The 19,839-nt window shown below is 54.6% G+C and carries 17 protein-coding genes and 1 pseudogene; 12 read left to right on the top strand and 6 right to left on the bottom strand.

The genetic code is table 11. From position 1 onward, the window contains the following. Window positions 1-146 precede the first annotated feature (146 nt). The 7 genes and pseudogenes from ACYQ04_RS10410 (at window position 147) to glmA (ending at window position 9,259) form a co-directional block, all read left to right on the top strand. Complete coding sequence (locus tag ACYQ04_RS10410; RefSeq protein WP_460129342.1) at window positions 147-2,015, top strand: ABC transporter substrate-binding protein; 1,869 nt, start codon at window positions 147-149, stop codon at window positions 2,013-2,015. A gap of 56 nt (window positions 2,016-2,071) precedes the next feature. Beyond that, window positions 2,072-3,055 carry an ABC transporter permease gene (locus ACYQ04_RS10405; protein ID WP_460129340.1) on the top strand — a complete coding sequence of 328 codons (984 nt, stop codon included), beginning with the start codon at window positions 2,072-2,074 and terminating at the stop codon, window positions 3,053-3,055. A gap of 2 nt (window positions 3,056-3,057) precedes the next feature. Further along, window positions 3,058-3,990 (top strand): ABC transporter permease, encoded by a 933-nt coding sequence (locus tag ACYQ04_RS10400; protein WP_099209466.1) that lies wholly within the window; start codon window positions 3,058-3,060, stop codon window positions 3,988-3,990. A gap of 1 nt (window position 3,991) precedes the next feature. Further along, a pseudogene (locus tag ACYQ04_RS10395) lies at window positions 3,992-4,964 on the top strand (ABC transporter ATP-binding protein). Next, window positions 4,961-5,926 (top strand): ABC transporter ATP-binding protein, encoded by a 966-nt coding sequence (locus ACYQ04_RS10390; RefSeq protein WP_460129336.1) that lies wholly within the window; start codon window positions 4,961-4,963, stop codon window positions 5,924-5,926. Before ACYQ04_RS10395 ends, ACYQ04_RS10390 begins: the two are co-directional and overlap by 4 nt. 1 nt (window position 5,927) lies before the next feature. Further along, window positions 5,928-6,908 carry a glucosamine-6-phosphate deaminase gene (glmD, locus tag ACYQ04_RS10385; protein WP_460129334.1) on the top strand — a complete coding sequence of 327 codons (981 nt, stop codon included), beginning with the start codon at window positions 5,928-5,930 and terminating at the stop codon, window positions 6,906-6,908. A gap of 5 nt (window positions 6,909-6,913) precedes the next feature. Further along, a complete protein-coding gene (glmA, locus tag ACYQ04_RS10380) occupies window positions 6,914-9,259 on the top strand; it encodes an exo-beta-D-glucosaminidase (protein ID WP_460130173.1) in 2,346 nt (781 codons plus the stop codon). A 123-nt stretch (window positions 9,260-9,382) separates the two neighbouring features. Here glmA and ACYQ04_RS10375 read toward each other — a convergent pair whose 3' ends face one another. Further along, entirely contained in the window at window positions 9,383-9,556 is a 174-nt protein-coding gene (locus ACYQ04_RS10375; RefSeq protein WP_460129332.1) for a hypothetical protein, read from the bottom strand. Between the two features lie 254 nt (window positions 9,557-9,810). Between ACYQ04_RS10375 and ACYQ04_RS10370 the strand changes: the two genes are divergently transcribed. Both ACYQ04_RS10370 and ACYQ04_RS10365 read left to right on the top strand, forming a co-directional pair. Next, window positions 9,811-10,671: a cation diffusion facilitator family transporter gene (locus tag ACYQ04_RS10370; protein ID WP_460129329.1), complete on the top strand. Its 861-nt coding sequence runs from the start codon at window positions 9,811-9,813 to the stop codon at window positions 10,669-10,671. Between the two features lie 46 nt (window positions 10,672-10,717). Next, complete coding sequence (locus ACYQ04_RS10365; RefSeq protein ID WP_460129327.1) at window positions 10,718-11,770, top strand: AAA family ATPase; 1,053 nt, start codon at window positions 10,718-10,720, stop codon at window positions 11,768-11,770. Between the two features lie 10 nt (window positions 11,771-11,780). Here the strand turns inward: ACYQ04_RS10365 and mfnA are convergent, their stop codons facing one another. From mfnA to ACYQ04_RS10350, 3 genes are read right to left on the bottom strand one after another with little or no spacing between them, the layout of a single operon-like run. Beyond that, window positions 11,781-12,935 (bottom strand): tyrosine decarboxylase MfnA, encoded by a 1,155-nt coding sequence (gene mfnA / locus ACYQ04_RS10360; RefSeq protein ID WP_460129325.1) that lies wholly within the window; start codon window positions 12,933-12,935, stop codon window positions 11,781-11,783. A 33-nt stretch (window positions 12,936-12,968) separates the two neighbouring features. Continuing rightward, a complete protein-coding gene (locus tag ACYQ04_RS10355) occupies window positions 12,969-14,141 on the bottom strand; it encodes a cation:proton antiporter (RefSeq protein ID WP_460129323.1) in 1,173 nt (390 codons plus the stop codon). Window position 14,142: 1 nt separating this feature from the next. Further along, complete coding sequence (locus ACYQ04_RS10350) at window positions 14,143-14,391, bottom strand: TIGR00304 family membrane protein (protein ID WP_460129321.1); 249 nt, start codon at window positions 14,389-14,391, stop codon at window positions 14,143-14,145. A gap of 74 nt (window positions 14,392-14,465) precedes the next feature. On the opposite strand from ACYQ04_RS10350, the gene ACYQ04_RS10345 reads away from it, so the two are divergent. The 3 genes from ACYQ04_RS10345 to ACYQ04_RS10335 are packed head-to-tail and all read left to right on the top strand — an operon-like array spanning window position 14,466 to window position 17,735. Continuing rightward, a complete protein-coding gene (locus ACYQ04_RS10345) occupies window positions 14,466-15,161 on the top strand; it encodes an HAD family hydrolase (RefSeq protein WP_460129320.1) in 696 nt (231 codons plus the stop codon). Beyond that, window positions 15,133-15,756 (top strand): diacylglycerol/polyprenol kinase family protein, encoded by a 624-nt coding sequence (locus tag ACYQ04_RS10340; RefSeq protein ID WP_460129318.1) that lies wholly within the window; start codon window positions 15,133-15,135, stop codon window positions 15,754-15,756. Before ACYQ04_RS10345 ends, ACYQ04_RS10340 begins: the two co-directional genes overlap by 29 nt. A 38-nt stretch (window positions 15,757-15,794) precedes the next feature. Continuing rightward, window positions 15,795-17,735 carry an alpha-amylase/4-alpha-glucanotransferase domain-containing protein gene (locus tag ACYQ04_RS10335; protein WP_460129317.1) on the top strand — a complete coding sequence of 647 codons (1,941 nt, stop codon included), beginning with the start codon at window positions 15,795-15,797 and terminating at the stop codon, window positions 17,733-17,735. A 3-nt stretch (window positions 17,736-17,738) separates the two neighbouring features. Here the strand turns inward: ACYQ04_RS10335 and ACYQ04_RS10330 are convergent, their stop codons facing one another. Both ACYQ04_RS10330 and ACYQ04_RS10325 read right to left on the bottom strand, forming a co-directional pair. Beyond that, on the bottom strand, window positions 17,739-18,389 hold the full coding sequence (locus ACYQ04_RS10330) for a DUF257 family protein (protein WP_099209452.1): 651 nt from the start codon (window positions 18,387-18,389) through the stop codon (window positions 17,739-17,741). A gap of 276 nt (window positions 18,390-18,665) precedes the next feature. Beyond that, entirely contained in the window at window positions 18,666-19,820 is a 1,155-nt protein-coding gene (locus ACYQ04_RS10325; RefSeq protein WP_460129315.1) for an RNA-guided endonuclease InsQ/TnpB family protein, read from the bottom strand. Window positions 19,821-19,839: the final 19 nt, after the last annotated feature.

Genomic DNA, 19,839 nt, shown 5'->3' with positions numbered 1-19,839 from the left:
TTTTATAGTTTTTGAGGTGCTCCCCCGCACAGACTTGTAATTTGCGCACAGTTTATACATCCGGGGACAGTAGCGTCCACCAAAAAGCTTATATAGAATCCTCGAATGTTATAAAATTGACATCCTTTATAATGAGGTGACGAACTATGAAACGGTACCTGGCCGTGGCCGTTGTGGCCATAATGCTCGGGAGTCTTTTTGGTTTTGCCTCGGTTAGCGCCGCTTCGACGTACCCGAGGAACGAAACGCTGTACACAGCGAACAGCGCTCCGCCGACCAACGCCAACCCCTTCTCGGGCGGCAACATCATTGGTCTCGACGGTCTTATATTTGAACCCCTTGCAATGCTGAACTTTATGACAGGCCAACTTAAGCCCTGGCTTGCCGAGAGCTGGAAGTGGGTCAAACCAAACGTTTTTGAGGTTAAACTCAGGCCCGGACTCAAGTGGCAGGACGGCAAGCCGTTGACGGCCGAGGACGTTAAGTTCTCCTACGAGTACTATCAGGAGATGGGTCTCAGGAACTGGACCAAGCTTGGTCTCAAGGAGATAAAGGTCGTTGACAACAGGACCGTGGACTTCATATTCTCAGGAACTCCGAACTACCAGCTCTGGCAGCTCCAGCTCTTCTACGGCTGGGGACAGGGTGCCCTCATAATCCCCGAGCACATCTTCAAGAACCTCGACCCCAAGAAGGTCGCTAAGATGACCTTCCTCGGTGACGAGATGAAGTACCTCGTCGGCTCCGGCCCGTACAAGCTCTACAAGGTCGTCCAGGGCCAGAAGGCCATTCTCATAAGGAATGACGACTGGTGGGGCAACAAGGTCTTCGGCAAGCCTGCCCCTAAGTACATCATCCAGCTTTACATAAAGGACAACGCCCAGGCCGCCAACGCCTTCATCAAGGGCGATCTTGACGTTGGAACCTACTACATTGACATCGTCCAGGCCAAGAAGCAGAACCCGTACCTCGTCAGCTGGCTTGACAAGCCGCCCTACTTCCCGCCCGTTGCCCCCGTTCTGCTCTACTTCAACACCAAGAAGCCCCCGATGAACAACCCGCAGTTCAGGCGCGCTATTGCGATGGCAATCAACCCGAAGCAGATAATCACCAACGGGCCGATAGGTGGAATGCCTTCTGAGATACCATTTGGAACGGGTCTCCTCAAGAAGTGGGCCAACAAGATAGACCTCGACAGTCTCATCAAGGAGTACGGCTGGCAGTACGGCAACATCGCCGAGGCCAACAAGATACTCGACCAGCTTGGCATGAAGAAGGACTCCAACGGCTGGAGGACCTACAACGGTAAGGAGATAGTCCTCCACCTCGTCACCTGTGCCGGCTGTTCCGACTGGATTTCAACCGCTCAGATAATCCAGAACCAGCTCAGGGCCCTTGGCATCAAGGTCGTCATCGACAAGTACAACTGGGGTACCATGATGAGCAAGTACCACAACGGTGACTTCGACCTCGGTCTCCACTGGGCTGGAACCTTCCAGCCGACCGCCTACGCGGTTTACAACGCCCTCCTCGCCAAGGATGGTGTTGCCAACTTCGGCAACTACACCAACCCGAAGGCCCAGCAGATTCTCGACGAGTTCGCCAAGACCACCGACCCGAACAAGGAGGCCCAGTACATAAAGGAGCTCAGCGAGATATGGCTCAAGGACGTTCCGGCCGTTCCGGTTTACATGGCAACGCTCTTCTACGAGGCCAACACCAAGTACTGGACCAACTGGCCCAACGAGAAGAATCCCTACGGCGTCCCAATATTCTGGGCCAAGTACGGAACCTGGGGAACGGCTCTAGCGTTGCTCGGTGTCAAGCCAACCGGAGGTAGCGCGACCGTGACCCACACCAGCAGCCAGACCCAGACCAGCACCAACACTGCCACCAGCACTCAGGCTCCGACGAGCAGCACTACCACTTCGAAGAGCAGCAAGGGCATCTGCGGTCCGGCCGCAATAGTTGGCCTTGCCGTTGTCCCGCTGTTGTTGAGACGCCGTAGAAGGTGATGCCTCCTTTCCTTTCTCTCAACTTTGTTGAAAACCAAAGCGGCGGAGGGTAGGCAATGGGGTTCAAGAAGTACCTTGCACGCAAAATCTTCGTGTATGGAATTACGTTCATATTTGCCGTGACCCTTAACTGGCTGTTGCCCAGACTCATGCCGGGCAATCCGATAGAGGCCATGATGTCGAGGAGCGGCAGTGCTGCCAGCGCTCAGCTCGTAAAGTTCTACGAGCAACTCTACGGCTTAAACCAGCCCATGTGGAAGCAGTTTCTCAACTTCTGGGTTAACCTCTTCCATGGCAACCTCGGTTACAGCATGCTTTACCACGCCCCCGTTTCGAGTATAATCAGGCACGCTCTTCCGTATGATATAGCCATCCTCCTCCCCGCGATAGTCCTCAGCTGGCTCGTTGGTAACTGGCTCGGTGCAATCGCGGGTAAAAACAAGAAGTATGATAAGTACACGATGCCGGTATTCTACTTCCTCGCGAGCATGCCCTACTTCTGGTTCGCGATGATTCTCGTCTACGTTGTGGGGGTTAAGCTTGGGTGGCTCCCATACTCGGGGGCCTACGCCGAGAACCTCGTCCCAAGCCTTTCTTGGGCTTTTATCAAGAGCTTCCTCTCACACTGGATTCTGCCTTTCCTGAGCCTGTTCATAGTCATGATTGGTAGCTGGGCGATAGGAATGCGCAACATGATAATCTACGAGCTCGAGGCAGACTACGTCCGCTACCTTGAGGCCCTCGGAGCCAGCGAGAAGCTCATGACCAAACACGCCTACAGGAACGCCATCCTGCCCCAGGTAACGGGTCTGGCCCTGCAGCTGGGAATGATGGTTGCCGGGGCTATTGCAACGGAGATAGTCTTCAACTACCCGGGGATAGGCGTTCTCATAATGAACGCGGCACTCAGCCAGGACTACTTCCTCCTCCAGGGAGCGTTCCTCATCGTCGTCGTCTCAGTTCTCGCGGCAAACTTCCTGATTGACATAATCTACGCCTTCATTGACCCGCGCGTCAGGGCGAGCTACACGGAGGGTTGAAGATGGCGAGGAGAAGCAAGTTCGAGATGGTTAGAATCGCCTTCAAGAACAGGAAGTTCCAGTTCGGCTTCGGCCTCCTCATGTTCTTTGTAATCTTTGCCCTAATCGGCCCGCTCTTCACACCCTTCGCGTGGGACGGCCTCTACTACGAGAAAGTCGGGGGAGTTAAAATAGCCTCCTACGGAACGAAGACGCTTCCCCCGATGAGCCACGAGGTCATAACGACCTACACGGGCAAACAGGTCAAGGTCCTCCACATCCTCGGAACGAACATCAACGGTCAGGACCTCTACGCGAGGCTCGTTTACGGTCTCAGGACCAGCCTGTGGATAGCCCTCCTTGCGGCCCTGCTCGGAACGGCGCTGGGCATAACCATAGGCCTCGTTGCAGGATACAAGGGTGGCTGGGTCGATGAGATACTGATGATGTTCACGAACATAATGCTGGTGATTCCGTCCATAGTACTCCTGGTGCTCGTTGCGGCTTATCTCTCCGCCAGAACACCGGGAATTCAGGCGCTCATCATAGGTCTCACCGGCTGGCCGTGGGTCGCGAGGGCCGTGAGAAGCCAGACCCTCTCGCTCAAGAACAGAGAGTTCGTGCACTTAGCCAAGCTCGCCGGGCTGAGCGACTTCAAGATTATCTTCACCGAGGTAATGCCCAACATGATTTCCTACATCTTCATGGCCGGAATCCTGCAGTTCAGCGGTGCAATCCTCGCCTCTGCAACCCTCGACTTCATCGGCCTCGGACCGACGACAATGGTTTCCCTTGGAAACATCCTCCAGAGGGCGATAGCCTACAACGCCCTTCAGTTCGGCTGGTGGTGGTGGTTCATCCCGCCAGGGCTGATTATCACCCTCATCATCACGGCGTTGTTCTTCATCAACATAGGCATGGAGGAAGTCTTCAACCCGCGCCTCAGGAGGGAGTGAGATGGCAATGCTCACCGTTGAAAACCTTAAAATCTACTACTCAACCCCACTCGGCCACGTAAAGGCCGTTGACGGGGTTTCCTTTGAGGTTAGGGAGGGCGAGGTCTTCGGTGTGGCCGGTGAGAGCGGTTGCGGGAAGTCAACGCTCGTCCACTCCTTAATCCTCAGGAAACCTCCGATGGTGCACATGGGTGGCAAAGCCCTCTTCAAGGGCAAGGACCTCATGACTATGAGGCCGGAGGAATCCAGAAAAATCCGCTACACGGAGCTCTCGATTATTCCCCAGTACGCCATGAACGCCCTCAACCCAACGAAGAAAATCAAGGACATCGTCTGGGACTTGGCTAAGGAGCACGGCTACACCGACAGGGAGGAGATAGAGAAACTCCTACGTGAGAGGCTCGAGATGGTAAAGCTCTCGCCCAAGGTCGCCGACATGTATCCCGTCGAGCTGAGCGGTGGAATGCGCCAGCGCGCAACGATGGTTGTTTCTACCCTCCTCAACCCGGACCTGCTCATCGCGGACGAGGTCACCTCTGCCCTCGACGTCACGACCCAGCGCGTCGTCATTGAGCTCCTCCACCACTTCATGAAGGAGGGAATCGTCAAGTCAATCATCTTCGTCACCCACGACTTGGCCCTTCTCGACAAGATAGCCGACAGGATAATGATAATGTACGCTGGCAAGGTGGCCGAGATTGGTCCCACCGAGGAAGTCATCAACGAACCGAGCCATCCCTACACCCAGCTTCTCCTTAACTCCCTGCCGAGGATGGGAGTGCAGTACAAGAAGCAGAAGCTCAAGGGAATCCCTGGGTATCCGATAAGCCTTCTCAACCCGCCGAAGGGCTTGCCGCTTCTACACCCGCTGTCCGTATGCCCTCGATAAGTGCCAGCACGTTGAACCAAGGCTCGTGAAGGTCGGCGAGGAGCACTACGCGGCCTGTCATCTCCTCGGGGGTGAAAGCCAATGAGCGAACTTCTCAGGGTTGAACACCTCACAAAGATATTCACGTCCGGTCTCATCGGCGGCTTTGAGATTAGGGCGGTTGATGACGTCAGCTTCACCATGAAGACCGGTGAAATCGTGTCTTTGGTTGGGGAGAGCGGTAGCGGAAAGACGACAACAGGAAAGCTCATCCTCCGCCTCATCCAGCCAACCAGCGGAAGGATACTCTTCGAAGGTAGGGACATCCTCCAGATGAGCAAGAAGGAGCTTAAGAAGAACTACTACCGTCAGGTTCAGGCGGTTTTTCAGGACCCGTTCGCGAGCTTTAATCCCCTTCACCCGATAGACAGGGCCTTCGACCTGATATTCGACTCCTACCTCCCCGACGTCAGCAAGGGCGAACGCGATGAGATGATTGACAAGGCCCTCATCCAGGTCGGCCTCAACCCGGACCAGATTCGCGGAAAGTTCCCGCACCAGCTCAGCGGCGGCCAGCTCCAGAGAATCCTCATAGCGAGGGCCTTACTGCTGAAGCCGAAGCTCCTCATAGCGGACGAGGCGGTTTCGATGCTCGACGCCTCGACGAGGATTGACGTCCTAAACTTACTCGGCGACTTCAGGGACAAGTACGGAACCTCGGTTCTCTTCGTTACCCACGATTTGGCTCTGGGCTACTACATCAGCGACACGACCATCATCATGTACCGCGGGACGATAGTGGAGATGGGGGACACTGAGAAGGTCTTCCACAACCCGCTCCACCCATACACCCAGATGCTCCTTGAGAGCGTCCCCGATTTGAACGTCAAGTGGGAGTTCAAGGGAATCGAGCCCGAAAAGGAGGAGGGGACCGTTTACTCCATCGAGGGCTGTCGCTACGCCCCGAGATGTCCCAAGGCCAAGGAGGAGTGCTTCAAGGTTCGCCCAGCTCTCCACGAGGTTGAGAAGAATCACTGGGTTGCCTGTCATCTTTACGGAGGTGAGTGAGATGCACTCGACGATTAGGGAGATTAGGAAGACTCCAGAGGGAATAATGAAGGCCCAAAAGGCCTTTGAAGATTTCACGACAAGTCACGACTTCCGGTTACCGAGAGAGATAGTTTACACTGGCTGTGGCAGTTCACACTTCCTGTCGCAGCCGCTGGCCATGGCAACCACCCGCCTCGGGGGCAGGGGAGTGGCCCTCCCCTGCTCCGAACTTCTTTATTCGCGCGAATGGTACCGCATAGGAAACCCTGAGCTTCTCGTGGCAATCTCACGCTCCGGCGAAACGACTGAAGCTATTAAAGCCCTAAAAGCCCTTGACGTTCTCAGGTTCGCTCTCACGGCCTACGAGAGCACCCTTTCGAGGGAAGCGGACTACGCGCTAATCGTTCCCGCCCACGAGGAGAGCGTCGTAATGACTCACTCTTTCCCGGCCTTCTACTTCGCCTACCTCCAGCTACTCCTCCACTCGTACGGGAGGGAAACCTTGGACGCCGGGCACGTATCTTCCCTCACGGAGGAGGTCCTCAAGAACGAGAACCACGTGAGGGAGATTGTGGAAGGCTTTGACTTCAGGAACGTCATCTTCCTCGGCTCGGGGATACTCTATCCAATAGCCCTTGAGGCCATGCTCAAGATGAAGGAGATGGCCCTCTTCTGGAGCGAGGCTTATCCAACGTTCGAGGTCAGGCACGGCTTCAAGTCCATCGCTGACGAGGGAACGCTCGTCGTCCTCCTCGTGAACGAGCCCTTCGACTGGCACGAGAAGCTGACGAAGGAATTCCAGGGGCAAAAGGCCAGGGTTCTCACCGTCGGAAGGCGCGACACCGGGGCGGACTACTTCATTGAAATCCCAGAACTGGACGAGCTTGCAAGTCCCGTCCTTTACCTCCCGATAATTCAGTTCCTCGCTTACTACAAGGCCGTATCGCACGGTTTGAATCCGGACAATCCAAGGTTCCTCAGCAAGGTGGTCAAGTGGTGATGGTGATGAAAGTTGGCCACGATGGTAAGACTTACCTACTGGATGGGGAGCGCTTCCAGGTCTACGGGGGAACGCTCCAGTTCTTCAGAGTCCCAAGGGAGAGCTGGAAGGAAAGGCTGGAGAGGATGAAGAGGCACGGCCTCAACACGGTAGACACCTACGTCGCCTGGAACTGGCACGAGCCCGAGAAGGGAAAGTTCGACTTCACCGGCGAGACACACCCCCAGAGGGACTTAATAGGCTTCCTTGAGCTGGCAGATAAAGTCGGCCTGAAGGTCATCATAAGGCCCGGCCCCTACATCTGCGGCGAGTGGAGGAACGGCGGGATACCCGAGTGGCTCATCGACGAGCACCCGGAAATCCTTGCGAAAGGCCCCAACGGACCCCTGCCGAGGGACATCTACTATCCCCCTATTACCTACCTCCACCCTACATACCTCAAGGCCGTCTCTGAGTGGTACGATGAAGTTCTCCCGATAATCAGGGACTACCTCTACACCAACGGCGGGCCGATAATAAGCGTCTCCATAGACGACGAGCCGTCCTACTGGGAGACCATCTTCCAGCCCTTCCTCACCGACTACAACGAGGTCATCACCCGTCCGGGCGGCCTGTGGGAGGAGTGGCTTCGCTCTAACTACTCCCTCGACGAGCTGAGCGAGCGCTATGGAACGCCAATAAATGGTTACTCCGAGGTCTACGCGCCGGCGAGCGAGAACGAGCCCCTGCCAAAGATACTCGACTGGCACCACTTCAAGATATGGATGACCAACCGCTACGTGGAAATCCTCTACGACCACCTCAGGCGCTACATCGACGTCCCGATAAGCATCCTCGACCCCTACCTGCTCCTCGCGGCCTGGAGACACTTCTACCGCTACGTTAAGAAGAGAAACCTCGACATCCACCTCTGGACAGAGTTCTGGTACTCCTTCTACCGCTCTTTCGACCTGAAGGAAGACAGGCTCGGCCACATCTACTACAAAACCGGGGTCTACCGCTTCTACCAGAGGAGGCTCGGAACGCCGCCCCTCAGCATAGAGACGCAGGTTTCCCTCGCCCACACCATCGAGCCCGATGAAGCGGAGCACCTCTACTCGCTGATAGCCTCGCTCGGAATCCACAACATCAACTACTACCTCTACGTCGGCGGTGAAAATCCAAAAGGCTACGAGTCCCACAACGGCGTGACTTGGGATGTTTACTCGCCGATAGGCCTCGACGGAAGCGAGAGGCCCCACATTGAGCCGATAAAGTGGCTCGGCGAGTTCCTGCTCAACAACCCTGCCTTTTCCGATGCCGAGCTGAGGCCGAAGGTGGCCTTCGGGACCTACGAGCCCTACGAGGCTATAGCCACCTTCGGCTTGAGGAAGGGCCTGACCGAGAGCGTGAACCTCAACGAATACCTCCTCGGCGAGAGGGGCCTTTTAACGCTCCTCGCCATGAGCAACGTTCCCTTCGACGTCCTCGACCTTGAGGAGGCGAGCGTTGAGGAGATGCTCTCCTACGGCCAGCTCTGGGTATACAGCCTCGACTTCATGTCCCGGGAGGTCCAGGACAAGCTCGTGGAGTTCGTTGCGAGGGGCGGAAACCTCGTAATCCTGCCGATGCTTCCATATCTCGACGAGAACATGAAGCCCTACTCCGCCCTCGCCGAGTTCCTCGGCGTCGAGGTTGAGAGGGCCGAGGCGAGGGACAATCCGAGACTGATTCAGTTCACGAGCGTCGAGAGCGAGGGAATAGACAGAATGCTCGTCAGGAACACCGTCAGAGAGGTTAAAGGCGGTGAGCCGTTCGTCTTCCACTACGGCAGGCCCGTCGGAACGCTCATCAGGAAGGGAAAGGGGAGCGCCGTCGTCCTCGGCTTCAGGCTCCAGTACTACAACAGCTACCACGACCTCCACAGGAAGTTCGTTGACAAACTGCTTGAGATGCAGAACGTGAAGAGGGACTTCGAGGTCACGGACAGGGACATGATAGCGATTCCGCGCGGTAACTACCTCGTCCTGCTCAATCCGCGCGGCCACAGGGTCTTCGGAAAAGTGAGGTACAGGGGAATCAAAGTTCCCCAGCTCCTCGACGGCATCGAGATGAAAAAGCGCGGTGCCCTCTTCCTGCCCTTCGGCGTTAGGGTCGGAGACGTTGAGGTGGTCTACGCAACGGCCACACCCCTCAGTGGGGACGGAAAAACGCTCCGCTTCAGGAACCACCTGAGCGGTTCCAGCGAGGTCGCTTTGCGGGGCGTTGAGGAAGTCAATGCGATTGAGGGTAGAATCGTGGACGAGAGCTTTGAGAACGGAATCCTGAGGGTCGTCGTCGAGCATGATAATGAGTTCGAGCTGGGCCTCTGACTCCACTGCCTCCTTCACTTTTTGCTTTTGAAACCTTTTTAAGGTCCCTCCTCCTATTTTTCCCCGCGATGATGAGTGATGGGCGAACCGAAGGGTGAGGAAGGAAAGGTGATCGCTGAGCACTCATTTTCCTTCTTCGAGGAGCTTTCTCAGGTCCATGCCCTGGAACTTTCCGTGAAGCTTCTTCGTCACGTACTCAATCTCTATCTCCCGCTCCACCATTCGCCTTATTCTGTTGAGGTCAATGCTCCTCAGAACATCATCGGGGACGTTAAGCTCAACGGTTATCTTTCCCATTCTCTCACCGATGGAGTTTTGCATTGTGAATAAATAACGTTTTTGTTCCCTTTGATTAACTTTTTAAGCGCCCGTTCCAACTTTTTTCGGGATGATGAGTTCAGCCTTGTCCGAGCTGTGACGAGGGAGTGACGGACTGACCGCCACTTTTTTTAAATTAGCCTAATTGAATTCGAAAACCTAATAACATTAGGGAGCTGAAGGGAATTAGAAAGGTTTAAATATTTTGTGCATATGCACAAAAAGGTGATACGATGGAGGAGATTTACAAGCCCATATGGGTCAGCATAATCGGCAACGTTCTCCTCGCTATCATGAAGCTCAGTGTGGGATTCATCTACTCGAGCATAGCCCTCATCTCCGACGGCGTTCACTCCCTCAGCGACGTCGTCACGAGCGTCGCCGGCTACTTCGGCATAAAGGTGGCGTCAAAACCGCCGGATAAAGACCACCCATTCGGCCACTCCCGCTTTGAACCCCTCGTGGCCCTACTAATTGGTGAGGCCCTGCTAGTAGTGGCTTATGAAATCGGCAGGGACTCGGTCGAGAGGCTCCTCCATGGGGAGCACATAACTGTGAACTCGATAATGCTCGGAGTTACTGTAGTGTCAATCCTCGCGAAGGAACTGATGTTCCGCTACTCGGTTTACGTGGGCAGGAAGCTCAACAGCCAAATTCTGATTGCCGACGCCTACCACCACAGGAGCGACGTTTTGAGTAGTGTTGCCGTCTTAGTAGGTCTCGGCCTCCAGAAGTTCGGCTTTCAGTACGGCGACGCTTTAGCTGGTCTCGTCGTCGCGGTCTTCCTCGTGAAGGTGTCCTTTGAGATAATCCTCGAGAACGTGGGCTACCTGACCGGAAGGGCCCCCTCCTTCGAAATCTGTGAGGAAATCAAGAGGCGTGCGCTGAGCGTTCCCAACGTCCTTGGAATCCACGATTTAAGGGCCCACTACGTTGGAAACAAGCTCCACGTTGAGCTCCACATAGAAGTTCCGCCGGGGCTGTCCCTGAAAGAAGCCCACGACGTCAGCGAAGAGGTGAAGAAGAGGATAGAGGAGATTCCCGAGGTTGAGAGGGTCTTTGTCCACGTGGACATCAAGGGGGTTACGGAGTAGCGCAAAGTTTATTTATGGACCCCCCAAACTGGTTTGGGGGGTATTGGTGAAGGGAGTCAAATTCTTTGACCAGAGGCCCAGAAAAGACCCGAAAGCGCTCTTTGGTAGGGAAATGGAGATTTCAAAAGTTGTTCGCGCTTTTGAAGCCAACAGCTGGGTTGCTATACTCGGCCCGAGAATGGCAGGGAAAACAAGTCTCGCAATTGCGAGTTCTCACATGTTTTCAAAGAACAACGGATACAACGTTGTGTTCGTCGATTTGAGAAATTCAACAACCTCTCGTCAGGCTACGGAAAGGATACTCTCTCGCCTGCCCGAATCCATTATCAACAGGGTTGCCAAGTATCTCTCGGGTGTTAGCCTGGGAGCTGGTGGTCTTTCCGGCTCGATACGGCTAAGACAGCACGCCTCAGCTTCCCGCGCCCTTGAAGATGCACTCTTTGAACTTGATAGAACTATCCTGATACTCGATGAGATTCAGAACATCGTTCAGGGAGTTGTGCCGTTTATGCGTGCCCTTGCAACGGCCTTTAATGAAAACGACACCCTGCTCGTGGTTTTCACGGGTTCGTACGCTGGCGTTCTCAGGAAGCTCTTTGAAACCTCGCCCCGCGATGAACCCTATGGGCGACCTCCAATTCAGATTACTGTTTCTCCGTGGCCCGAGTTTACGGCGCTGGACTTTCTGAGAAAGGGTTTGACGGAATGCGGGGTGGGGTACACGAATAACGAGCTCGGAATGGTTCTCTGGAAACTCGGAACCCTTCCCGGCTGGCTAAACCTTTATGGACTCAGGAGGTGCTTGGGGGATTCGCATGAAGAAGCCCTCAGCTCAGTCTTCTCTATGGGGATAAAGGACGCCCGCAGGGAGCTTGAGAACTTCATTGCGGGCAGAACCCCAAAAGCTCGCACTGCCCTTAAAATGCTCTCCTACGGTGCAACTTGGGGAGAGTTGCTTAGAAAAACAGCAATGTCGAAGGAGACCCTGAGCAGACTTTTGGATGCCTTAATGAACGAGCTTTTTATTGTATCAAAGGACGAGGTTGGAGTGTACCGTATATCCGACCCTCTGTATCGGTATTCCGCTGAGAGGCTGTGAAGTGGCTTTTTCATTTACCCCTTACAACCTCCCCCAAATCCCTCAAAAACTCCTCCAGATGCTCCCGCCTCACGTGGGGCATCAGGACAATTCTGATGTAGCCCCTGTGCGCGCTGATTCCCCAGCCCCTCCTCTTCAGCTCCTCCTCGACCCACTCAAGGTTCTCAGTGCCGAAGGAGACGATGTTGAGAACCGGCTCGCGGATGAGGTAAACGCCCGGTATCTTCTTCAGCTCTCCCGCGAACCACCGGCTCAGCTCCATGGCCTTCCTCACGATTTCCTTGTAGCCCTCGAAGCCGAGGCGCTTAATCATCGCCCAGACCGCTAATGCGTTTGCCCCGGGCCTCGTTCCCGTTATAGTGGCCTGCCATATCCTTCCTCCTGCTAAGTAAGGGGCCAAAACGCTTATCGCGTCTATATACTTCTTCTCGCGGAAGATTATCCCGCCCGCTGGAATCGGCACCATGCCCATCTTGTGGGGGTCTATGGTTACGCTCTTCACGCCTTTAAGCCGGAAGTCAAAGTCCGGGATATCGTAGCCTAAAGCCTTCGCGAAGGGAATGACGAAACCGCCAAATGCCGCATCGACGTGGAGCGGAAGCCCGTAGTCCAAAGCCAAATCGCTCAAAGCTGGTATGTCATCAACAACCCCGAGGCCCGTCGTTCCCGCTATTCCAACGATTCCAATCGTGTTGTCCGTAATCTTCTCTTCAACGTCCCTCACGTTGACGGTATAATCATCGTTTAGCTCCGCCCAGACGAGCTTGACGCCGAGCATCTCGCCGGCCTTGATGAAAGAGAAGTGAGCGCTTTTCGGAAGAATCAGTTCCGGCTTTTCCACTTCCGCCAGGTTGCGGAAGGCCCTCACAGCCAGGATGTTCGCCTCTGTTCCGCCCGAGACTATGTGCCCGTAGCCCCTTTCGAGACCGAGGAGGTTGGAGAGCATCTCGACGGCCTCTTCCTCGACTTTACGGCTCCCCGTGTGCAGGCCGGGGTCGCCGAGGTTCCTGTCTATGAACTCGGTGATAACTTTCACGGCAAAGGGATGAGGGTACGTGCACATCGAGCCGAGAATCTTTCCGGAGTCGAAGGTCAGGTCTTTGGCAGTCTTCCGCCGTAGCTCCTCAAGCACTTCATCCTCGTCCGCTCCCCTCTCTGGAAACATGCTCTCACCTGGGGGCGGTAGGGTTCGTTGAATTTAAGCTTTCCTCCTTTCGATGTACTTCTTAAAGAATATCGGTGTCGTCAGCGCCGTCAGCATCGAGACCGTTACGACGCTCGCGAAGAGGGCCTGGTCTATTATCCCACTGCTGAGTCCGAAAGTGAGTATCGCGAGCTCAAGGCTTCCCCTTCCGCCCATTCCTATGCCGACGGTGATGGAATCGTTCCAGTCGAGGCCCGAGAGTTTTGCGCCAAGACCGCACCCGATAAGCTTCCCGAGAACGGCCGAGACGTAGAGGAGGCCTATGAGGGCGGGGCTGAGGGCATTTACCGGCGGGTTGAAGACGAGACCGACGTAGATGAAGAACAGGGGTATGAAGAACTCAGTGAGAACGACCTGCAGGTCCTCAATAAGCTCGTTGAGCTTAATCCTCGTGACGACGAGCGGGTCCTTCCTCTCGCGGAGCCTGCTTATGGTGAGTCCCGCCAGGTATGCCCCGATTATCTGGTTTAAGCCAACCCATTCCGCTATTATGGCCAGAGTGAACGTGAGGATAAGGGTGAATGTGAAAAAAACGTTGAGGTTTTTGACTATGGAGTAGAACCACTTGGACCTCTTAAAGACCAGTTCGGAAACGAGCAGGGCTGAGACTATGAAGGCGAATATTTTGACGGTTAAAACGCCGAGGAAGGGCGCGCTGAGGCTTCCCTTGGTCATTCCGGTGATTATTCCTATGAGGTAAACCGCTATTATGTCGTCAACGAAGGCCGCACCCATTAGAATCGAGGAAACTTCCCGCTTCACCCGCTCTCTGACAAGGACGCCACTTGTAACCTCTATGGCCGTGTTTCCAAGAACAGCGCCTATGAAGATTGCCGCGGCAGTTCCCTTTCCAAACGAATAGACCGTCATGAACCCGAAGAGGAACGAAAACGCAACGCCGAGGGACGCCACGAGCACGGCCTTCCCTGTGTTCTGGGCTATCGCCGAGAAGTTGCTGGTTAGACCCATGTAGAGCATCATCATTATGAGCCCGAACTCCGCTAAAACTTTGAGCTCCTCTCCCGGTTGAACGATTCCGAGGATGAACGGACCCAAGACTATGCCCGTGACGACGTGGGCTATTATGGGGTGTATTTCAATTCTCTCAAACGCCCACTCGAGGCTCTTGGCAACGACCAGGAGAAGGGCGAGGTAGCCGAGGTACACTTCATCCCCTCCTGACGAGGAGAACACCAACTATCCAGAGGAGCATGAGAACGAGCGCGATTATTGAGGCCACCGTTACCGCGTTTCTGTTCGTGCCGAAGACTATCGGGATGGGGCCAATCATTACCACCCCTCCCCCCTCAACGTCTCCCCCACTCCCAAACGCCGAGACGAGAGTCCCCACGAAGACCAACAGAAAGCCTATGAGTATCAGCACGATGCCGGCCCCTATCAATACCTCTCCCTTCATCGCCGTGAAGTTAATCCTTCTTTTTTTAAACTTTCCCACCGGAAGGGTTTAAAGCGCAAAACCCAACTTTTAACATGCTCGTGCTCGTGGACCTTGACGATACCCTTTGCAACACGTGGGAAGCTGGAAAGAGGACAATACTCCGAGCGGTTCCTTTTCTCGTTCGTCGGGGCAAGCTCAGGGCCCTCCTTTACCTCTTGGTAGCTAAGTACCGGGGTCTGGAGGACTCTGAAAGACTCCATACCCTTGACCTTCACGAGCTCGTTGAGGAGCTCTTTGGGAGGATATACCCTGAAATCACGGAGAAGGAGCTTGTTGAGCTGTCTACTTTCGTTGAAAATCATTTTTTCAGGCATCTAAGGCTCTACGATGATGCCGTTCCCTTCTTGGAGGGCATTAAGGAGCTCGGTGCGAGGGTTGTCCTTATAACCGATTCCTCAACAAACTGGCAGAGGAAGAAGCTTGAGGTTCTGGGGATAATGGATTACTTCGACGACGTAATCATAAGCGGTGAAACCGGCCACAGCAAGTTCGAGAGCCACAACTTCCGCCTCGCCCTAAAACGGTTTCCGGACAAAGAGGTATACGTCGTTGGCGACCGCGACGAGACCGATATGGCGGGTGCACGGGCCATAGGGGCGGTGGGTATACTCGTGAGGCGGGGTTACTTCAGCGGGAAGAGGGTCAGGAACGCCGACTACATTGTGGGGAACCTTCTTGAAGCCCTGGAGGTGATTAAACGTGAGCATCAAGCGAGAGCTCAAGCGTAAGGCCCTTCACCTCACTGGACTTCTAATCCCGGCCTTCTATCTCCTCCTGGGCAGGGACTTCACGATATCCTTCATCGGCGTATCGTTCCTCACGTTCGTCGTTCTCGAACCCTTCCGAGTAATTGAGGAGTGGCGTGACTCCATAAAGCGGCGTCTCGGTGTCTACGCTCCCCCAGAGGTCATGAGCAGGATAGAGCAGATTGAAAACCACATAGACGACATCACCCGCTCCCACGAGAGGAACCGTGTCGCGGCACACATCTACTTCGCGGCGGCTTCCTTCATCGTCGTTTACTTCTTCCCCGAGAGGATAGCCATAGGTGCGATAGCCCTCGCCACCCTCGGCGACGCGCTCGCGGCTATAATCGGGAAAACCTTCGGCAGGCACCGCTTCTCCAACGGGAAGAGCGTCGAGGGAAGCCTCGCCTACTTCCTCACAGGGATTGTTCTATTGACCCCCCTCGTGGGTCCGGTTCCAGCCTTCGTGGGTTCTCTCGCAGGGATGATAGCGGAGTTCTACAACCTCCCACCGGACGACAACTTCTCCAACCAGCTCGCGGTGGCGCTCGCGCTCTACTTCTTCCTCCAGCTCTGAGGGAAAAGGTTATATCACCTTAGGTGATACTGGTACTGGTGGGGGGCGTGAAGTTCATATTCGGAATCCACAACCACCAGCCCCTCGGGAACTTCGGGTGGGTGTTCGAGAGCGCCTACGAGAGGGCTTACAAACCGTTCCTTGAGACGCTCGAAGAGTATCCAAACATGAAGGTTGCCGTCCACTACTCCGGCCCGCTCCTGGAGTGGATAGCCGACAACAGACCCGAGCACCTCGGCCTCCTCAAAAGCCTCGTGAGGAGGGGTCAAGTCGAGATTATCGTGGCTGGCTTCTACGAGCCGGTTCTGGCATCAATTCCAGAGGAAGACCGGGTCGAGCAGATTAACCTCCTGAAGGACTTTGCGAGAAAGCTCGGCTACGAGGCGAAAGGTCTCTGGCTGACCGAGAGGGTCTGGGAGCCCGAACTCGTGAGGACACTGAGGAGGGCGGGGATAGAATACGTCGTCGTTGACGACTACCACTTCATGAGCGCCGGCCTGCCGAAGGAAAGCCTCTACTGGCCCTACTACACGGAGGACGGCGGTGAAACTGTGGTGGTCTTCCCGATTGACGAGAGGCTCAGGTACCTCATCCCCTTCCGTCCGGTGGAGAAGACGATTGACTACCTCCACTCCCTCGATGACGGTGACGAGAGCAAGGTAGCGGTCTTCCACGACGACGGCGAGAAGTTCGGCGTCTGGCCCGGAACCTACGAGTGGGTTCACGAGAAAGGCTGGCTCAGGGAGTTCTTTGACAGGATTTCGAGCGACGAGAAGATAGAGGTTCTCCTCTACTCCGAGTACCTGAGGCAATTCAGGCCGAGGGGCCTCGTCTACCTGCCGATAGCTTCCTACTTCGAGATGAGCGAGTGGTCCCTACCTGCTGAGCAGGCAAGGCTTTTCGTCGAGTTCGTGAACCGGCTGAAGGCCGAGGGGATTTTTGAGCGCTACCGCGTCTTCGTAAGGGGAGGAATCTGGAAGAACTTCTTCTTCAAGTACCCCGAGGGCAACTACATCCACAAGAGGATGCTCATGGTGAGCGGGCTCGTGAGGAACAACCCCGAGGCGAGGCGGTTCCTGCTGAAGGCCCAGTGCAACGACGCCTACTGGCACGGCGTCTTCGGCGGAATCTACCTCCCCCACCTCCGCAGGGCCGTCTGGGAGAACCTGATACGGGCGAACAGCTACGTTTCCACTGGAACTTTCGTCCGCGACATTGACTTCGACGGCCACGAGGAGGTCTTCATCGAGGGCGAGGTCTTCTATTACTCCTTCAAGCCCGGCCTCGGGGGTTCCCTCGTCGAGCTGAGCTCGAAAGAACGGGCAGTTAACTACGCCGACGTCCTGGCAAGGCGCTACGAGCACTACCACTCCACAGGAAGCGCCGTTCCCGAGGAAGAGGGCGATGGTGTCGAGAGCATTCACGAGCTTTCGGGCGAGGTTCCCGAGGAGATTAGGGGGGAGGTCGCCTACGATTCCGTCAGGAGGGCGCTCCTCCAGGACAAGTTTTTAAGGCCCGAAACGACCCTCGACGACTTCAGGCTGAACCGCTACGAACCCCTCGCGGACTTCTCAGGAAAGCCCTACGGGTATTCGCTCAACGGAAACGAGCTGAGGCTCTGGAGAAATGAGGAAGACTTCTCGGTCGTCAAGGTCTTCAGGCCGGATGAGAAGGGCTTCACCGTTGACTACGCCGTCTCCGGAAGGGGAACTTTCGCGGTCGAGCTGAACCTTGCAGTCCACAGCGTGATGGAGATACCCGGGGAGCTGGAAGGCTCGAGGATTGAGGTGAACGACCGCTACGCCGTCGGGAGGTTCTCCGTTGAGCTCGATAGAAAAGCGAGGATATGGAAGTTCCCGGTAAAAACACTGAGCAAGAGCGAAAGCGGGTGGGACTTCATCCAGCAGGGAGTGAGCTACACCTTCCTGTTCCCGCTCGACGGGGAGCTGAAGTTCAGACTCCGCTTTTCGGAGCTTTGAGTTTTATATTCTTATGGAAACCCCTTCCATGTCCTTCTTTATTGACTTCACAACTTTAAACTCGGTCATCTTGCCGTTTGAGGAAACCCTGATTACTGTCGTGGCTATGTCTTCCAGGAGGTTCAGCAGGAACCGCCTGCTCTCGTCGAGGAGGCCCGTCTTTACGAAGTGAACGGCGAGTCTCCTGTCATCTCCAACGTACCTTGAAACGAGACTCAGAACAAGGTGAACGTTCTTTGGTAGCACCTCTGAGGCGACGAACAGCTTCTCGACTCCGAGCGCTATCGTGAGAACCGGTGCGTTCTCCTCGACGAACTTCTCGTAGGCTTCTCTAAACTTCCCAGCCACTATTACGGGCTCACTCAGGTCGCTTATCCACGCAACGACGTTTCCAACCTTGGTCTTTCCTCCTATCTTTATGACGCTGACTTTCTCGAAGGTCTCCCCGTCAAAGCCGGCCAGTTTTGCCTTGGCCTTGAGGAGGTGAAGGGAATCAACGACATCAACAACGAGTATCGAGTAGCCCTTTGAGAGTCCCCACGTTATGAGCTGATACAGTCCCCGGTACTGGTCCTTGACATCGGAGCGTTCCAGTATGACGACCTCTCCCCTCTTGAGGGATTCCCATAGCCCGGAGATGATGTCATCCAGCATGGGCGTCACCTTTGGTTACTTTGGGTTATTTTATATTGGTAGGGTATATAAACGATTCGAAATACCACTGTTGGAACTAAAAACTGACCTCCTCCTCTGCCAAGGTGAGGGTTCCAACGGTTTAACCCCTCGCCATGGGCAGGGAGGTTTGAGGGGTTTCATTCAAACCCACTAAAAAGTGGGTCTTCGACCCCTCGGGGAGGGCCTTCCCCCCGTTACCCCTCCTCTGAGCGTAAAGCCCGCTCAGATTCGGGGTTATGGTCTTCACAACCTTCTTCAAAATATTAAACGCTCCAACCAAGTCCGCGTTGAAAACAAGCCCCGTTGCGGGACACTTAAATAACCCACGAACAAAGCGAGCCCCTCGTGGGGCTTCCCGCAAACGGGACAGGTTTTCGAAGTGAAAGCCTCATTAACAACCACAACACGAATACCATACTCTTCAGCAACCTCTGTGAGGCGTTTAATAACGTAATTAAACCGCCAAACGTGAGAAAGGATAAAATTCTGCTTTTTGCCCTTATCAGAGTTCCGAGCTATGCCCTTAGGATGACCAACGACAATCTTAGAAACACCTAAATCATAAAGCTTCTTAACCGTTTGTCTAACGGCAGTGTTAATGTAGTGTCTTGCCTGAAGTTTGGCCTTCCCATGCATTCTCCTGAGTTTTCTACTCGTTTTAGCTCCGCTCTTGTTGAGTTTAGACTGATACTCAGCGATTTTTCTTCTCCAGTAAAAGTCAATGCTCTTTAACGGTCTTCCGTTCACGAGAAAGCTTTCCCCGTTTTCCACGTAAACGGCCAGGAGATTGTTCACACCCAAGTCTATTCCTGCCGAGAGGTGTCCTCTTGGAGTTCTTGGAAGTTTAACCCACTCCCCACCCTCAAGTTTTTCCTCGACTGTGAGGCTTACGTGACCATACCATTTCCGCTTTACGGAGTCGTAGATTATTTCTAAGCGACCTTGCTTACCATTCAAGTGTATTCTTCCCTTGAATTGGATTTCGAGGCGTTTGAATTTCCCAAGACCTTTTAGAATAAGCTTGTTCCCTTCAATCTTGTACTGGTCTTTCCTGAGGACGATTAAGGGTTTTCTCCTCCCGTCCTCTTTGAGATAGTTTGGCGGTTTGGGCTTGAGCCAAGAGGGAAGTTCCCCGTTGCGTTTTTTGCGAAGGAGCGAGAAGAAACTCCTCCAAGCTTCAGCGTTTTTGCGGCATATTTGCTGGACGGTTGCAGAGCCGATTTCCCGTTTAAATTCCTCATAAACGGTTTTTTCGGTTTTATTGAAGTCCACGATTTGCTCTTTGAAAAATTGTTGTCTTCTCAAGTAGTTTACTCGGTTCCAGACTTTAGCTCCAGTATCGGCTAACTGATTGAGGGTTTTCTCCTGTTCTTTTGAGGGCTGGAGTTTTACTGTTACCGTTCGCTTCATTTCAAAGTATGGTATGATT

The organism is Thermococcus prieurii, assembly GCF_054657655.1.
This window is presented reverse-complemented; position numbering and strand designations above follow the sequence as displayed.

Excerpts from the sequence above, each read along its gene's own strand:
- ACYQ04_RS10410 (WP_460129342.1), top strand. The coding sequence starts at position 147 with ATGAAACGGTACCTGGCCGTGGCCGTTGTGGCCATAATGCTCGGGAGT.
- ACYQ04_RS10405 (WP_460129340.1), top strand. The coding sequence starts at position 2,072 with ATGGGGTTCAAGAAGTACCTTGCACGCAAAATCTTCGTGTATGGAATT.
- ACYQ04_RS10400 (WP_099209466.1), top strand. The coding sequence starts at position 3,058 with ATGGCGAGGAGAAGCAAGTTCGAGATGGTTAGAATCGCCTTCAAGAAC.
- ACYQ04_RS10390 (WP_460129336.1), top strand. The coding sequence starts at position 4,961 with ATGAGCGAACTTCTCAGGGTTGAACACCTCACAAAGATATTCACGTCC.
- glmD (WP_460129334.1), top strand. The coding sequence starts at position 5,928 with ATGCACTCGACGATTAGGGAGATTAGGAAGACTCCAGAGGGAATAATG.
- glmA (WP_460130173.1), top strand. The coding sequence starts at position 6,914 with ATGAAAGTTGGCCACGATGGTAAGACTTACCTACTGGATGGGGAGCGC.
- ACYQ04_RS10375 (WP_460129332.1), bottom strand. The coding sequence starts at position 9,556 with ATGGGAAAGATAACCGTTGAGCTTAACGTCCCCGATGATGTTCTGAGG.
- ACYQ04_RS10370 (WP_460129329.1), top strand. The coding sequence starts at position 9,811 with ATGGAGGAGATTTACAAGCCCATATGGGTCAGCATAATCGGCAACGTT.
- mfnA (WP_460129325.1), bottom strand. The coding sequence starts at position 12,935 with ATGTTTCCAGAGAGGGGAGCGGACGAGGATGAAGTGCTTGAGGAGCTA.
- ACYQ04_RS10350 (WP_460129321.1), bottom strand. The coding sequence starts at position 14,391 with ATGAAGGGAGAGGTATTGATAGGGGCCGGCATCGTGCTGATACTCATA.
- ACYQ04_RS10345 (WP_460129320.1), top strand. The coding sequence starts at position 14,466 with ATGCTCGTGCTCGTGGACCTTGACGATACCCTTTGCAACACGTGGGAA.
- ACYQ04_RS10330 (WP_099209452.1), bottom strand. The coding sequence starts at position 18,389 with ATGCTGGATGACATCATCTCCGGGCTATGGGAATCCCTCAAGAGGGGA.
- ACYQ04_RS10325 (WP_460129315.1), bottom strand. The coding sequence starts at position 19,820 with ATGAAGCGAACGGTAACAGTAAAACTCCAGCCCTCAAAAGAACAGGAG.